The following is a 14,839-nucleotide window of genomic DNA, read 5'->3' as shown; positions in this document are numbered from 1 at the left end:
CGCTGGCGGCCGGTCGGCTGCCTCTAACGTCTCCACGAACGGATCAGGCCCGATACGACACCTTCTCGGAAATCCTCCGAAAGTTCCACGGCCTACTTCAGCATGGCGTCCACGGTCTTCTTGAGCGCGCTGGGCTGCGACGGGCGACGCGGGGCCTTCTTCTTGGCCTTCATCATGTCCTCGCCGAGCTGCTGCAGCACCTTGCGACCCAGCCCACCGCGGACCTTCGGGAACCAGTCCTGCTCCTCCTCGTCCATGTGGTGGGTGACGTTCTCGATCAGCACCGTGGTCTTCGCAGTGAACCGCTCGTCGTCGGGCTTCATGGTCGCGAGCTCCATGACCAGGCCATCGGCCACGTGGTGCTCCTCGTACGACTCGAGCACGTCCTCCTCGAGGTCGGGGAGGAGATCGCGGACGCGGGGGTACATGACCTCGTTCTCGATGTACGTGTGGATCGTGAGCAGCTCGATGATCTTGTCGACGAGCTTGCCCTTCGCCTTCGCGTTGTCCTCTGCCTTCTGGAAGTCCGCGAACGCCTTGCGGATCTCTTTGTGGTCGTTCTTCAGCAGCACGATGGCATCGGTTGACATGGGGGCTCCTCGGACGGGGTGGGTCGGACGCCCGTACATACCCCTGGGGGAGGTGGCGCATGCGTGCTTCGTAGCCTCTTTGGGCCGGGGTTGCAGGGGAGCGTGGGGCCGGGCCGGGCCGGGCGGCGGCGAGCCTCCGCCGGGTCATCTCGCGAGGCGACCACAAAGACGCGAGGGCCCGGCGTGGACGTGGTCGCGCGAGCTTGTGACCTCACGGGGCGGCGGCAAGCCTCCGCCGGCTCGAGATTCGAGGCGACCAGCAAAGACGCGAGGGCCCGGCGTCAGCCGGGCTCCTCGCGTAGCGGCGGAGGATAGGGGATTCGAACCCCTGAGAGCTTTCACTCAACCCGCTTTCCAAGCGAGCGCACTAGGCCACTATGCGAATCCTCCGCGGACGAGGTTACCGGTCCACTGCGGTTGCCGACGAATCGGGACACCCGCGAGCGTCAGCGATGCGGTCGCTGGCAGATCGTGCGCGCGTGCGGGCACAAGAAGTAGTCCGTGCCGGCGTGCAGGATCGTGCGTGAGCTGAGGTCGTACGTGATGGGTCCGCTGCCCTTGGCGAGGGTGATGACGTAAGGCCTCGAGACATACCACCCGCCGTCGTATCCGCCGAAGACGTCGTTCGCGCCGGCGGCATAGCCGGTGTCGAAGGCAGCGCGGGCGGCTTCACGCGCGTCCTGGGGGAGGGCGTCCGTGAGCTGGAGCGCGCGACCCTCCTGGATGCCACGGGACTCACCCTGCCGCAGGCCTGCGTAGTAGCCGGCCCCTCGGGCGTCGTCGGTGTCGCTGGTGAGTCGGCCGGCGAGGAACAGCCCCGCACCGACGACCGCCCCGATGAGGACGGCGATCACTCTGCGCGTTGTTGGGGTCATTCCACATTGTCGGCCGGGAGGCCTCGGAGAGCGAGCGCCCGACTTGAGGCCGTACGAGAGCGCTCCGTATGATGGACGACAGCCCCTCGCGCGGCGACACATCACCCAACTCCCCCAGGGCCGGAAGGCAGCAAGGGTCAGTGACCTCTGTCGGGTGCGCGAGGGGTCCTTCATGCCCAGAAACGCCGGCGGGTGCGCCGGCCCGAAGGCCGACGCACCCGTCCCCGCCCACCCCGGTGATCAGCCGATGTGGACCGGCACACCATCCGGCCCGGAGGTGGCCAGCTCGTCGTGCTTGACGTTGATGAACAGGAACGCCACGACGGCTCCGATCAGCATCAGGACCGAGCCGACCAGGATCGCCGCAGTCGCTCCGTCGGTGAACGAGCCGAGGTAGCTGGCGTAGCCCAGCTGGTCCGGGCTCATGCTGTCGCCTGCCAGCTTGGTCAGCTGCGGACCGAGGTCGTCGGCCCGGCCGCTGGTGAAGTGCAGCGACACCGTGCTGAGGATCGCGAGGCCGAGGGCGCCGCCGACCTGCTGCATCGTGTTGAGCACGCCCGAGCCGATGCCGGTGTCCTCGTCACGTACGTGGTGGACGGCGGTCAGGGTCATCGGGACCCAGACCAGGCCCATGCCGAACGAGAGCAGCAGGACGAACGGGAAGATCGACGCCCAGTAGTTCACGTCGCCGCCCAGGTGGCCGCCTGAGGCGAGCGTCGACACGATGTTGCTGGCCGAGTCGTTGACGTCGAGTCGCGAGAGGCCGAACAGGGCGATCGAGCCCAGCAGCGCGCCGGTCCCGGCGACGAACCGGGCGTCGTAGCGGTTGACCAGGTTGGACGAGATCGCCGAACCTGCGATGACGCCGAAGGAGAACGGCAGGAACGCGAATCCGGTCTCCAGGGGGCTGAATCCGACGACCTGCTGGATGAACAGGCTCAGGAAGAAGAACATCGAGAACATCGCGGCCGGGATGATCATCATGACGATGAAGCTGGCGGCGCGCGTACGGTTCTGCAGGATGCGGATCGGCAGCAGCGGGTGGGCGACGCGGCCCTCGATGACGGCGAACGCGACGAGCAGGGCGATGCCGCTGACGAGCGAGGCGAGCGTCCACTGGTCTCCCCAGCCGTGTGCCTCTTCGCCGGCGCGGGTCAGGCCGAACACGATCCCGAGCAGACCCAGCGTGCCGGTCAGCGCTCCGGGGATGTCGAGCTTGCCCAGCTGTGACTCGGACTCCTTGAGGAAGCGGGGAGCGAGCAGCGCGGCGATCAGGCCGATCGGCACGTTGATCAGGAAGGTCAGGCGCCAGCCGCTCATCTCGATGCCGAACGCGCTGTCGAGGCCGGTGAGCCATCCACCGAGGATCAGGCCGACTGCGGCACCGACGCCGGACATCGCGGCGTACACGGCGAAGGCGCGGTTGCGCGCCGGGCCGGCCGGGAACGTCGTCGCGATCAGTGCGAGAGCGGCGGGTGAGGCGAGTGCGGCGCCGAAGCCCTGCAGACCGCGAGCACCCAGGAGCAGGCCCTCGTTAGTGGCGAGGCCACCGAGGAGCGACGCGATGGCGAACGTCGCCAGGCCGGCCATGAAGATCCGGCGGCGGCCATAGATGTCGCCGAGCCGGCCGCCGAGGAGCAGCAGGCCACCGAACGCGAGCGAGTAGCCGGTGACGACCCAGGCCAGGCTGGCCGAGCCGATGTGCAGGTCAGAGCCGATGAACGGCAGGGCGATCGTGGCGATCGTGGCGTCGAGCACGACGACGAGCTGCGCGACCGAGATGAGCAGCAGGGCCCAGCCCAGGCGGGCGGGCTTGTCGGCGGTCGTGGGGTCGGGCGGCGGGGTGTTGGGTGCCAGTGCGGTGTCAGTCATGAGAGGTCCTTGGTGTGGGGAGGTGTGGCTGGTGCGCCGAGTAACTATACGGCGTACATGTACTAGATATAGGACACTATATGCCGTACAGTTGTCAACATGAAGTCGAAGAACGCCCCGAAGAATTCACTCAGCCGTGATGCTCTGGTCGACCGGGCGCTCGCGATCGTCGACGCCGACGGTCTCGAGGCGTTGACGGTCCGCAAGGTCGCTGACGCGTTCGGGGTCACGCCGATGGCGCTCTACTGGCACTTCGCCAACAAGGAGGCCCTGCTGGCCGCGGTGGGCGATGCCGTGGTCTCACAGATCCGGCTGCCCGACGCGGAGCTCCCGCTCGAGGACTACCTCCGCGAAGCGATGACGTCGTTGATCGACGCGATGCGCGCGCACCCCAGCGCATCGACACTCGTGGCCCAGCAGCTCATGTTCGGCGAGAACGGCCTGGACCTGACCGAGCGCTTCCTCGACAAGCTCGCCGTCGCGGGATTCGACATCGACAGGTCAGCGGCGGTCGCGCACTACACGATGCAGATCTCGCTGACGCTCGTGAGCCGCGAGCCGGGCTCGGAGCTCGGCGTCAAGCCCGATGAGCGTGACGATGTGCTCGCAGCGAAGCGCGCCCACATCCAGGCCCTCCCCGAGGACCGCTATCCCCGTCTGCGCGCCGCAGCGGACGCGATGATCGAGTGCGGCAACTCCGACGAGTACTACGCGGACGGCATCGACATCTTCGTCGCCGGCGTCATGGCCGACGCCAGAACCCTCACCCAGGCCTGACCTCAGGGCAGGGGGTCGACGACGGTGTGGCCCTCGAGGGTCGACACCAGGCGGTTGAGATGATGCCGGCCGTCGCCGAGGGCGTGGTCGATCGCGGTGAGCCGGCTCATGTAGTGGCCGACGCTGTACTCCGCGGTCATGCCGATGCCGCCGTGCAGCTGGATCGCCTCCTGGCCGATGTGCCGGCCCGCCTTGCTGACCTGCAGCTTGGCTCGTGAGGCGGCCTCCGTGGCGTCGCCGCCGTCGAGCAGCACCAGCGTGGCCCATGAGACCGTGCTCCGCGCGAGCTCCAGCGAGACGTACATGTCGGCCGCACGGAACGTCAGCGCCTGGAATGTCATGAGCGGGACGCCGAACTGCTTGCGCGTCTTGAGGTAGTCCGTCGTCGTACGCAGCGCGGTCTCCATCGCGCCGAGCGACTCGTGCCCGTACGCGATCTGGGCCCGTGCGACCGTCGCGGCGATGACGTCCGACTGGTCGGCGCCGGGCTCGCCCAGCGGGGTGGCCGGGGTGTTGTCGAACGCCACGCGGGCGGCGCGACCACCGTCGAACGTGGCATAGCCCGTACGCGTGAGGCCGTCGGCTTCGGGCCGTACGAGGAACAGCCCCGTGCCACCCTCGACGGCCGCGCTGACGACGAGCAGGTCGGCCCGAGCGCCGCCGAGCACCGGCTCCTTGACGCCGCTGAGCGTCCAGGCGTCGCCCGTGCTCGACGCCTTGACGTCGGATGCCGCGAGCTCATAGCGGGAGGACGGCTCGGTGTGCGCGAAGGCCGGCACGAGTGCGCCCTCTGCCAGCGCCCCGAGGACCTCTGCCCGCTGCTCTGCGGTGCCCGCGGCGGCGACGAGGCCACCGGCCAGCACGACGGCCTCGACGAACGGCTCGGGGGCGATGACCCGCCCGATCTCCTCCGCGACGATCGACACCTCGGCCGGGCCGGCGCCCATGCCGCCGTCCTCCTCGGCGAAGGGCAGCCCGAGGATGCCCATCTCGGCGAGGCGTTGCCAGGTCTTCTCGTCCCAGCCCGGGTCCTGCTTCGTCACGGCACGCCGCGTCTCGGACGTGTCGTACGCCTTGGCGAGCAGCCCGCGGACCGCGTCGCGCAGGGCCTCTTGTTCGGAGTCCAGTTGGAAGTCCATGTCAGCCCTTCAATCCCAGGATCGTGCCGGCGATGATCTGTCGCTGCACCTCGTTGGAGCCGCCGTAGATCGACGCCTTGCGGAAGTTGAGGTAGTTGGGCGTCGTGACCCGTGCCCAGTCAGGGACGTCCGACCCTTCGCCCGCACCCGAGGCCAGCGCCAACGGGCCAGCGAGGTCGACGAACAGCTCGGTGACGGCCTGCTGCAGCTCCGTGCCGCGCAGCTTGAGGACCGACGACGCGGGGTGCGGCTTGCCGTCGGACGAGTTGGCGACGACTCGAAGCGCCGTCAGCTCCAGGGCCAGCAGCTCGTTCTCGAGGTCGGCGATCTGCGCCGCGACGAGCGGGTCGTCGAGCAGCGAGGTGCCGCCCGGGCCGGCCGTCTTGGCGTACTCCTTGGCCTGCGACAGCGTGCGCTTGGTCGAACCGACCGGTGCGACGCCGACGCGCTCGTTGCCGAGGAGGAACTTGGCGTAGTCCCAGCCCTTGTTCTCCTCGCCGACGAGGTTCTCGGCGGGCACGCGTACGTCCTCGAACCAGACCTCGTTGACCTCGTGGCCACCGTCGATGAGCTCGATCGGGCGCACCGTGACGCCCGGCGAGGTCATGTCGATCAGCAGGAACGAGATGCCGGCCTGCTTCTTGACGGTGGGGTCCGTGCGGACCAGCGTGAAGATCCAGTCGCCGTACTGGCCGAGCGTCGTCCAGGTCTTCTGGCCGTTGACGATGTAGTCGTCGCCGTCCCGCACGGCGGTCGTGCGCAGTGAGGCGAGGTCGGAGCCGGAGTCAGGCTCGGAGAACCCCTGCGACCACCAGATGTCGAGGTTGGCGGTCTTGGGCAGGAAGCGTTCCTTGATCTCCTGCGAGCCGAACGCGGCGATGACCGGACCGACCATCGAGGCGTTGAACGGCAGTGGCGCGGGTACGTTCGCGAGCTGCATCTCCTCGTGCCAGATGTGGCGCTGCAGCGGGGTCCAGTCCTTGCCACCCCACTCGACGGGCCAGTTGGGCACGGCGATCCCGGCGGCGTTCATGGCCTGCACCGACTCGACGATCTGCTCCTTGGTGAGCTCGCGTCGAGCGGCAACCGTGTCGCGGATGTGCTGCGGGATCTGCGTCGTGAAGAACGTGTGCATCTCCTCGCGGAAGGCTGCGTCCTCTGCTGACAGCTGAAGTTTCATGTACGACTCCTCGGCGATCGCGCCACGCGGCGCACGGCGAGTCTAGTGTTTTTTCAAACTTTATTCACATCGAGTGCATGTTTCGTCGCCTTGGCCGCCTTGCGCACTGTCCGGGCGCGCAGCGGGCCGACGAGTCGCGGACCGGCCAGGCGGTGCTCGAGTCGCCGGGCCTCGCGCCGCAGCGGCTGGGCGACGTACTCGCCGAGGATCACGCCCGCGGCGAGCGAGATCGCGATCGCGGCGGCCGTGATCATCTGGAGGATGCCGGAGTAGTCGTCGGCGCCGAGCAGCGACAGCCCGCGATAGATCGAGAGGCCAGGCAGCAGCGGGACGATGCCCGACACGACGATCACGAGCGGCGGTACCTGTGCCCGGCCCGCAACGGTGTAGCTCACCAGGCCGATGAAGATCGCGGCGATCGCGGCGGGCCAGGCTCGCCCCAGCTCGTTCTCGGCGAGCAGCAGGTTGATCCCGGCGGCCGCGCCGGCGATCGCCGCGATGGGCAGCAGGACGCGGCTCGGGGCGTACGCCGCGAAGGCGAAGGCTCCCGCGCTCAGCGCGGCGCCCCCGATGACGAGGGGGAACTGCGAGAGGCCGGAGACGCCGGGATCGAGGGCGATGTCGACGCCCATCAACCGGCCGACCGTGAGGCCACCACTGACCCCGGCGATCACGCCGGCCGTCGAGATCATGACCTCGAGGATGCGGGCGCCGGCCGTGAGGTAGAAGTCCGTCAACGCGTCCTGGATCGCGCCGATGAAGCCGAGCCCGGCCAGCAGCATGACGATGCTGGCGGTGATGACGAGCGACGGATCCGTCGCAGGATGTACCGCCGACACGCCGACCGCGAGCAGGGACGCGAACAGCCCGCCGGCGACCTGCGCGTAGAAGAACGGCAGCCGGAGGCGGGTCAGGTAGCGCTGCAGGATCTCGAGCCCGATCGCCGCGAGCGCAGCGATCAGGGTGACGATCCAGTCGCCGCCGATCAGCATCGCGATGCCGGCACCGATGGCACCCCAGCCGAGCGTCACGGCCCAGCGCGGCGTGCGGTGGCCCGTCGAGGCGATCTGGGCCAGCCGGATGCGGGCCTCCTCGGCGTCGATCTCGTCCGACAGCAGGTCCCTGACGAGGTGGTCGGCCCGGGTGAGGTCGTCGAAGTCGGTCTCGCGCTGCTTGACGTGCCGGGTCGCCGCGACGGGCGGATCGTCGGGCGAGGCCTGATAACTCATGTGCACCGTCGTGAACGTCACGTCGACGAGGGCCTGCCGAAGGCCCAGATGATGCGCGATCGACGACATCGTCGCCGTGACGTCGGCGGCGCCGGCGCCATTGGCCAAGAGCATGTCGCCCACCCGCAGGGCGAGGTCGAGCGTGCGCTGGATCTCACGTGTCTCGGTCACCGTCCCATACTGTTGGACCCGACGTCCCTGTCCAAACGAGGAGTGCCGAATGACGGAGTGGATCCCGGACGAGCTGGGTGAGGGATATGAGCAGCACACGATCCCGCTCGGTGCTGATCCCGACGGTGAGGGCGAGGTCGAGGCGACTCTCGTCCGACGGGTGCCCGGCGAGACGTACGAGGCCGCGGTCCTCTATGTGCACGGGTTCAGCGACTACTTCTTCCAGCGTGAGCTCGCCGAGTTCTTCGCCGAGCGCGGGTTCGCGTTCTACGCCCTTGACCTGCGCAAGTGCGGGCGCTCTCGCCGTGAGGGGCAGACGGGCCACTACGTCTCGGACCTTGCGCTGTACGACGTCGAGCTCGACGAGTCGCTCGCGATCATTCGCGCCGAGACCGGCGACAAGCCCGTCCTGCTGTCGGCCCACTCGACCGGCGGCCTGATCATGGCGCTGTGGCTCGACCGGCTCAACAAACAGCCCGGCGGGACCAAGGGCGCCGGGATCGTCGGTGCGGTGTTCAACAGCCCGTGGCTCGACCTGCAGGGCGCACCCTGGATGCGTACGGTCGGCACCACGGCGATCGCGACGGTCGCGCGGCTCAAGCCCAAGTCGATCATCAAGCTGCCGCACACGAATGCGTACGGCAGCAGCCTGCACGTCAGCGCCAACGGCGAGTGGGACTTCAACACCGCGTTCAAGCCGCTCGAAGGGTTCCCCGTCTCGTACGGCTGGCTGACCGCGATCCGGCGCGGCCACGCCGCCCTGCACAAGGGCCTCGACATCGGGGTGCCCTCGTTGGTGCTCCGCTCGGCCCGCAGCCGTTTCGCGCGGCGCTACAACGACGATGTCGCCACGGCCGATGCCGTGCTCGACGTCAAGCAGATCGCCCGGTGGGCAGGTTGCTTCGGTGATCAGGTCACGGTGATGCCGATCGAGGGCGCGAAGCACGACGTGTTCATCTCGCTGGAGGAGCCCCGCAGAGCCGCGTACGACGCGGTCGACAACTGGCTGCGGGTCAAGGAGCTCGTCAACCGGTGAGAGTCCACCACGTCCAGGTCGCCTGCCCGCCGGGTGGGGAGGACGCCGCGCGCCGGTTCTATGCCGACGGCCTCGGTATGACGGAGGTCGACAAGCCGGCCAACCTCGCCGACCGCGGCGGCTGTTGGTTCCGTTCGACGACCGGAGACGAGACGACGGCTGAGATCCATGTCGGCGTCGAGCAGGAGTTCGTACCAGCACGCAAGGCACATCCGGCGCTCGTCCTCGACTCGACCAAAGAGCTCGAGCAGCGGGCCGACGATCTGCACGCCGCGGGCTTCGAGGTCGACTGGTCCGAACGTTCGACGTTGGCCGGGTTCGAGCGATTCCACACGGCAGATGGCAACGACAACCGGGTCGAGGTCATGGCACCGACGCGACCCGGTCGCTGACGGTCGTACCGCGCCCGGGCCGCAAACGGTCACCGCTCAGCCGTGCTTCAGCACCTCGCGGGCGACGACGGCCATCCCCAGGGCCGTGAGGCTCCAGGCGACGAAGTCGACCTGTGGACTGCCGAGGATCACGGTGGCGATGAAGTGCAGCGGCTGCGACACGGCGATCGCCCAACCTGCCCAGGCCGGGATCCGGCCGGACCGCAGGAGCGCCAGCCCGAGGAGCACCGTGCCGATCACGTGACCCAGGACGAATACCCCGATGGCGACGTCGATCGACGGGTGACCCGCATCGACCACCGCGACGGCATCGGCTCGGGACAGGCCGGCGTCTGATGCGCTCCAGAGCAGGTGGTCCCCACCCACCAACATGCCGAGCGACAGGTAGCCGGGCACGCTGAGCGCCAGTGCCCAGGTCGTCAGACGCGGGGACGCGTCGCGGCAGACTCGGGCGGCGGCGAAGAGCCCGGGCACGAGCGTGAGGATGCCGATGTACGCCAGCCAGAGCACGGCGCTCTGCCGTCCCGGGTGCGCGTCAACCGCGGCGACCATGCCGGCCGAGTCACTCTCGGTGTAGTACGGGAGAAGCAGTCTGAGCACGGCGATCGCTGCGGGCCCGATCGGCAGCAACAGCGCCACACCCCACGTGGCCAGCGGGATCGGGTGGACGCGGCGATCGGTGGTGCGAGAGATGTTGGTCATGGTGAGATCCCTTCGGTGATGGCTGTTGCCAGCAACGTTCCAACCGGCCGCAGTCCCGGGAACAGAGGAAGATTCCCGACCGTCCGAGGAGAACTTCCGGGTCGGTCGGGAAGATTTCCCGCCGATGGCGACCTGAGGTGGCGACGGCCTCGTCAGCGTCGGACGGGGTCTATAGAGTTCAGGACGTGGATGCCCCCCTTGCCCTTTATCGCCGCTACCGGCCGGAGACGTTTGCCGAGGTGATCGGGCAGGAGCACGTGACCGAGCCGCTGCGCCACGCGCTGGCCGCCAACCGGGTCAATCACGCCTACCTGTTCTCCGGCCCGCGAGGCTGCGGCAAGACGACCAGCGCCCGCATCCTCGCCAGGGCGCTCAACTGCGAGAAGGCCCCGATCGCCGACCCGTGCGGCGAGTGCCAGAGCTGCCGCGACCTGGCCCGCGGCGGGCCCGGCAGCATCGACGTCATCGAGATCGACGCAGCCAGCCACGGTGGCGTCGACGATGCGCGTGACCTGCGCGAGCGGGCGTTCTTCGCACCGGTCAGCAGCCGCTACAAGGTCTACATCATCGACGAGGCGCACATGGTCTCGCCGCAGGGCTTCAACGCGCTGCTCAAGCTCGTCGAGGAACCGCCACCGCACCTCCGCTTCATCTTCGCGACGACCGAGCCCGACAAGGTCATCGGCACGATCCGGTCGCGCACGCACCACTACCCGTTCCGGCTGGTGCCGCCCAAGACCCTCGGCGACTACCTGCTCCAGCTCTGCGAGGCCGAGCACGTCACGCTCGAGCCGAGTGCGCTGCCGCTCGTCGTACGTGCGGGGCAGGGCTCGGTCCGTGACACGCTCAGCGTCCTCGACCAGCTGCTCGGCGGCGCGGGGCCGGAGGGCGTGACCTACGACCTCGCGGTGCAGCTGCTCGGCTACACGCCTGACTCCCTGCTCGACGAGGCGATCGACGCGTTCGCGGCGAGCGACGGCTCGACGGTGTTCGGCGTCGTCGACAAGGTCATCGAGTCGGGGCAAGACCCGCGCCGCTTCGCCGAGGACCTCCTCCAGCGGTTGCGCGACCTCGTCATCGTGGCCGCGGTGCCCGACGCGCTGTCGAAGGGCTTGCTCGACGTCCCCGGCGACCGCGCCGAGCGGTTGCTCAGCCAGGCCAGCAACTTCGGCCCGTCGGAGCTGACCCGTGCCGCCGACATCGTCAACGCGGCCCTGATCGAGTTCCGTGGTGCCACGGCGCCGCGGCTGCTGCTCGAGCTGATGTGCGCGCGGATCCTGGTGCCCGGGTCCGACAACTCGACGCAGGGGTTCCAGGCCCGGCTCGACCGGCTCGAGCGTCGCCTGTCGATCGACGGCGGCACCGCCCCGGCTTCTGTCGCGACCCGGCCCCCGGTGGCTCCGCCGGTTGAGGCCAAACCGGCGCCGGTCGCAGAGCCGGTCGCCGAGCAGCCTGCCCCGGTCGCCGAACCCGAACCCCCGGTGGTTGAGGTGCAGAGGCCGCCCGCGGCCGAAGACTCGAAACCACCAGAGGCCGATCCGGGTGGTTTCGAGGCTCCGCTTCGCTCCGCACCTCAACCACCGCAGGCCGAGCAGGCTCCGCTTCGCTCCGCACCTCAACCACCGCAGGCCGAGCAGGCTCCGCCGGTGACGGGCAACCTCACGATCGCGGACGTACGCCGGCTGTGGCCGGAGATCCTCGACAAGATCCGCGACCTGCGGCGCTTCGCGTGGGTCATGCTCAGCCAGAACGCCCAGGTCACCGGCCTCGACGGGTCGACCCTGACGATCGCCCTGGTCAACGCCGGCGCCCGCGACTCGTTCATCAACAGCCGCTCCGAGGAGTACGTCCAGCAGGCACTCCACGCCGTGCTCGGGGTCACCTGGAAGATCGAGGCCATCGTCGACCCGAGTGCGCGACCCGGTGCGACCGACTCCGACGAGCCGGCGTCGGCCGATCCGAGCCCGGCTGCGCCACGCAAGGGTGTGGGAGCACCTGAGTCCGTACGTGAGGCGCTGCGCGAACCCGCCACCCCGGAGACCCGCGAGGATCCCGATGCCACCGCCACCCGCGACGATCCCGTCGTGGAGCAGGAGGACATCGATCCTGAGGACCTTCTGACTCGGGAGCTGGGGGCACAGGTCATTGACGAGTCCCGCACCGACTGACCACGGCCTCGGCCGCACGCGTCTCGACCTCGACCTCGATCCGCTCGACGTCCTCCGGCTGTTCCGCGGCCGCGACCGGCTCGTGGCGCTGCTCGGCGCCTGGCACCACGGCGAGGCGCTGATCGCGTTCGACCCGGTCGCGGTGCTCGACGGCGACCCGTTCACCGGCATCGACCTCGACCCACTGCCGTCCGACGTCGGCGGATTCGGCGGCGGCTGGATCGGCGCGTGGGGCTACCAGCTCGGCCGGCTCGTCGAGGAGCTGCCGGATGCCCCGCGGCGCCCGATCCCGCAGCCGGATCACCGCATCGCGTTCTACAACCATGTCCTGCGGCGCACCGACGGCACCTGGTGGCTGGAGTCGCTGCGCGCCGACGAGGAGCGCGACGCCACGATCATCGCGACGCTCCGGACCGGCTCGCCGGACCCCCAGGCGTACGAGGTCGGCACGTTCGAGATGACGCCGACACCCGACGCGCACCGCGCCGCCCTCAGCACCGTGCTGGAGCACATCGCGGCAGGCGACATCTTCCAGGCCAATCTCTGCACCCGGCTCGAGGCGCCGTTCGGCGGTGACCCGCTGGATGTCTTCTGCGCCGGCGTCGAGCGGCTGCGACCGGCTTACGCCGCGTTCGTCTCGAGCCCTGAGGGCGCACTCGCGAGCCTGTCGCCGGAGCTGTTCCTGCGGCGCACGGGCGACGAGGTCCTGAGCTCACCGATCAAGGGCACGGCGTCGCTGGACACCGATCCCGACGAGCTCGTCGCCTCGGCCAAGAATCGCGCCGAGAACATCATGATCGTCGACCTGATGCGCAACGACCTCGGCCGCGTCAGCGTGCCCGGATCCGTACGCGTGCCAGCGATCACCCGCGCCGAGCGCCACGCGGTCTGGCACCTCGTGTCCGACGTCGTCGGCCACGTCGCCCGTGGCGTACGCGACTCGGAGCTGCTGCGGGCGACGTTCCCGCCCGGCTCGGTCACCGGCGCGCCCAAGGTGCGCGCGATGGAGATCATCAACACGCTCGAGGCCACCGGGCGGGAGGCCTACACCGGCGCGATCGGCCATGTCAGTCCGGCGGCGGGCCTCGAGCTCAACGTCGTGATCCGGACGTTCGAGTTCGCCGGTGATCGCGTGTGGCTCGGCGTCGGTGGAGGCATCGTGGCTGACTCGACTCCCGACGGGGAGTACGCCGAGTGCCTGGTCAAGGCGCGACCACTGATCGACGCGATCGGTGGCGTGCTCGAGCTCACCGCCGACACCCCCGACCTCGACGAGCCGCGACTGCCGGGCGTTCCCGAGCACCCGCCGACTGTCGACGAGTCGATGGGCATCTACGACACCTTGCTCGTCGAGGACGGCCATGTTGCTGACCTCGAAGCGCACCTCGCGCGCCTCGACGCCAGTGTTCGAGCGATCTACGGCGACACGATCCGTGCCGGCCTCGAGGACGCCGTGCTGCGCCGGGCGGCGAGTCTGCGTGGTCGTCAGCGGATGCGCATCGACGCGGTGCCGAGCGACCACGGAGTTGCGGTCTCGATGAGCAGCCGGGTCATCGACGACGATGCCGACGCCTGGACCCTGACGCCGAGGACGATCGAGGGCGGCTTCGGCCAGCACAAGTGGAGCGACCGGCGAGCCCTGTCCTTCGAGCACGCCCCGGACCGCGACCTGCTGCTGTTCGCCGAGGACGGCGCGATCCTCGAGACCGCCCGCGCCAACATCTTCGTGGTCCACGACGACGGGGTGCACACGCCTCCGACCGACGGGCGCATCCTGCCCGGCACGGCGCGCGCCCGCGTCATCGAGATCCTGCGCGAAGGAACCGTCCCGGTGTTCCAGCGCCGGTTGACGGTCGAGGACCTGTCGACGGCGACCGAGGTCTTCGTCAGCAACTCGCTGCGGGGCGTCGTGCCGGTCGTCGCGTGCGAAGGTGTCGGCGGGTGGCCGGTCGGGCGTACGACGGCGTGGGTTCGCGACGAGCTCTGGCGCTTCTGGCGCCCCCCGGTCCAGGACGGCGATGACCCGGAATCCACACCGGAGTCGCGCATGGCTCCCGCAGAAGCTGCAGTCTCGGACCCCAGGCGCGGTGCGCCGGGAGGGAGCTCTGCGACCGAAGGGGCCAAGGTCCTGTTCATCGACAACTACGACTCGTTCGTCTACAACCTCGTCCAGTACGTCGGCGAGCTCGGTGCGCGGAGCGAGGTCGTGCGCAACGACGCGGTGTCGGTCGACTATCTCGTGGCAGCGCGCAAACGCGGAGACTTCACCCACCTCATCGTGTCGCCCGGTCCCGGCACGCCGTCCGACGCCGGCATCAGCGTCGAGGCGATACGCCGCCTCGGCCCGATCACCCCGACGCTCGGCGTGTGCCTCGGCCACCAGGCGATCGGCGAGGTCTACGGCGGGACGATCGTGCGGGCGCCAGAGATCGTGCACGGCAAGCCGTCTCTCATCCATCACGACGGCCTCGGGGTCTTCGCTGGACTCGGCACGCCGCTGGTCTGCGCCCGCTATCACTCGCTCGTGATCGACCCCGCGACGCTCCCCGAGGAGCTCGAGGTCACGGCGCGCACCGCGTCGGGCATCGTCATGGGCGTACGCCACCGCGCCCACCCGGTCGAGGGTGTGCAGATGCACCCTGAATCCATCCTCACGGCGCGCGGCCACGAGATGCTCCAGTCCTTCCTCGGCCGACTAGGCTGAGGAC

General features: G+C 69.3%; 11 protein-coding genes, 1 tRNA gene, 1 other RNA gene and 1 pseudogene. 6 read left to right on the top strand and 8 right to left on the bottom strand.

Annotated features, from left to right (window positions below; genetic code table 11):
- Positions 1 to 92: 92 nt before the first annotated feature.
- From AC1DVU_RS03375 to AC1DVU_RS03365, 3 genes are all read right to left on the bottom strand, one after another.
- Positions 93 to 590, bottom strand: coding sequence for a hemerythrin domain-containing protein (locus AC1DVU_RS03375; RefSeq protein ID WP_476921008.1), 498 nt, complete (start codon positions 588 to 590; stop codon positions 93 to 95).
- 305 nt (positions 591 to 895) lie between these two features.
- A tRNA-Ser gene (locus tag AC1DVU_RS03370) sits at positions 896 to 980 on the bottom strand.
- A 56-nt stretch (positions 981 to 1,036) separates the two neighbouring features.
- Positions 1,037 to 1,444 carry a hypothetical protein gene (locus tag AC1DVU_RS03365; protein ID WP_476921007.1) on the bottom strand — a complete coding sequence of 136 codons (408 nt, stop codon included), beginning with the start codon at positions 1,442 to 1,444 and terminating at the stop codon, positions 1,037 to 1,039.
- Positions 1,445 to 1,542: 98 nt separating this feature from the next.
- On the opposite strand from AC1DVU_RS03365, the gene ffs reads away from it, so the two are divergent.
- An RNA gene (gene ffs / locus AC1DVU_RS03360) (signal recognition particle sRNA small type) lies at positions 1,543 to 1,639 on the top strand.
- Positions 1,640 to 1,705: 66 nt separating this feature from the next.
- Here the strand turns inward: ffs and AC1DVU_RS03355 are convergent.
- Positions 1,706 to 3,337, bottom strand: coding sequence for an MFS transporter (locus AC1DVU_RS03355; protein ID WP_476921006.1), 1,632 nt, complete (start codon positions 3,335 to 3,337; stop codon positions 1,706 to 1,708).
- Positions 3,338 to 3,436: 99 nt separating this feature from the next.
- Here AC1DVU_RS03355 and AC1DVU_RS03350 point away from each other — a divergent pair, with 99 nt between their 5' ends.
- Positions 3,437 to 4,114, top strand: a complete 678-nt coding sequence (locus tag AC1DVU_RS03350; protein WP_476921005.1) for a TetR/AcrR family transcriptional regulator — start codon at positions 3,437 to 3,439, stop codon at positions 4,112 to 4,114.
- A 2-nt stretch (positions 4,115 to 4,116) separates the two neighbouring features.
- Here AC1DVU_RS03350 and AC1DVU_RS03345 read toward each other — a convergent pair whose 3' ends face one another.
- From AC1DVU_RS03345 to AC1DVU_RS03335, 3 genes are read right to left on the bottom strand one after another with little or no spacing between them, the layout of a single operon-like run.
- Complete coding sequence (locus AC1DVU_RS03345; protein WP_476921004.1) at positions 4,117 to 5,253, bottom strand: acyl-CoA dehydrogenase family protein; 1,137 nt, start codon at positions 5,251 to 5,253, stop codon at positions 4,117 to 4,119.
- A 1-nt stretch (position 5,254) separates the two neighbouring features.
- On the bottom strand, positions 5,255 to 6,433 hold the full coding sequence (locus AC1DVU_RS03340; protein ID WP_476921003.1) for an acyl-CoA dehydrogenase family protein: 1,179 nt from the start codon (positions 6,431 to 6,433) through the stop codon (positions 5,255 to 5,257).
- A gap of 53 nt (positions 6,434 to 6,486) precedes the next feature.
- A complete protein-coding gene (locus AC1DVU_RS03335) occupies positions 6,487 to 7,833 on the bottom strand; it encodes a threonine/serine exporter family protein (protein ID WP_476921002.1) in 1,347 nt (448 codons plus the stop codon).
- Between the two features lie 49 nt (positions 7,834 to 7,882).
- Between AC1DVU_RS03335 and AC1DVU_RS03330 the strand changes: the two genes are divergently transcribed.
- A complete protein-coding gene (locus tag AC1DVU_RS03330) occupies positions 7,883 to 8,869 on the top strand; it encodes an alpha/beta hydrolase (RefSeq protein WP_476921001.1) in 987 nt (328 codons plus the stop codon).
- Positions 8,866 to 9,261 carry a VOC family protein gene (locus tag AC1DVU_RS03325; RefSeq protein WP_476921000.1) on the top strand — a complete coding sequence of 132 codons (396 nt, stop codon included), beginning with the start codon at positions 8,866 to 8,868 and terminating at the stop codon, positions 9,259 to 9,261. Before AC1DVU_RS03330 ends, AC1DVU_RS03325 begins: the two co-directional genes overlap by 4 nt.
- A 36-nt stretch (positions 9,262 to 9,297) precedes the next feature.
- On the opposite strand, the gene AC1DVU_RS03320 is transcribed toward AC1DVU_RS03325, so the two are convergent.
- Positions 9,298 to 9,963: a hypothetical protein gene (locus AC1DVU_RS03320; protein WP_476920999.1), complete on the bottom strand. Its 666-nt coding sequence runs from the start codon at positions 9,961 to 9,963 to the stop codon at positions 9,298 to 9,300.
- 137 nt (positions 9,964 to 10,100) lie between these two features.
- Here AC1DVU_RS03320 and AC1DVU_RS03315 point away from each other — a divergent pair.
- Positions 10,101 to 11,786, top strand: a pseudogene (locus tag AC1DVU_RS03315) (DNA polymerase III subunit gamma and tau); the annotation flags it as partial.
- Between the two features lie 322 nt (positions 11,787 to 12,108).
- The gene (locus tag AC1DVU_RS03310) at positions 12,109 to 14,835 is read left to right on the top strand and encodes an aminodeoxychorismate synthase component I (protein WP_476920998.1); all 2,727 of its coding nucleotides are present in this window, start codon (positions 12,109 to 12,111) and stop codon (positions 14,833 to 14,835) included.
- Positions 14,836 to 14,839 lie beyond the last annotated feature (4 nt).

The organism is Aeromicrobium sp. P2_G6 (assembly GCF_056403535.1).
Note: the sequence above shows the minus strand (reverse complement) of the source record. Positions and strands in the feature narration are given on the sequence as shown.

Bases quoted from the DNA above. Each gene is read 5' to 3' on its own strand.
- AC1DVU_RS03375 (WP_476921008.1), bottom strand. From the start codon at position 590: ATGTCAACCGATGCCATCGTGCTGCTGAAGAACGACCACAAAGAGATC.
- AC1DVU_RS03355 (WP_476921006.1), bottom strand. From the start codon at position 3,337: ATGACTGACACCGCACTGGCACCCAACACCCCGCCGCCCGACCCCACG.
- AC1DVU_RS03350 (WP_476921005.1), top strand. From the start codon at position 3,437: ATGAAGTCGAAGAACGCCCCGAAGAATTCACTCAGCCGTGATGCTCTG.
- AC1DVU_RS03345 (WP_476921004.1), bottom strand. From the start codon at position 5,253: ATGGACTTCCAACTGGACTCCGAACAAGAGGCCCTGCGCGACGCGGTC.
- AC1DVU_RS03340 (WP_476921003.1), bottom strand. From the start codon at position 6,433: ATGAAACTTCAGCTGTCAGCAGAGGACGCAGCCTTCCGCGAGGAGATG.
- AC1DVU_RS03330 (WP_476921001.1), top strand. From the start codon at position 7,883: ATGACGGAGTGGATCCCGGACGAGCTGGGTGAGGGATATGAGCAGCAC.
- AC1DVU_RS03320 (WP_476920999.1), bottom strand. From the start codon at position 9,963: ATGACCAACATCTCTCGCACCACCGATCGCCGCGTCCACCCGATCCCG.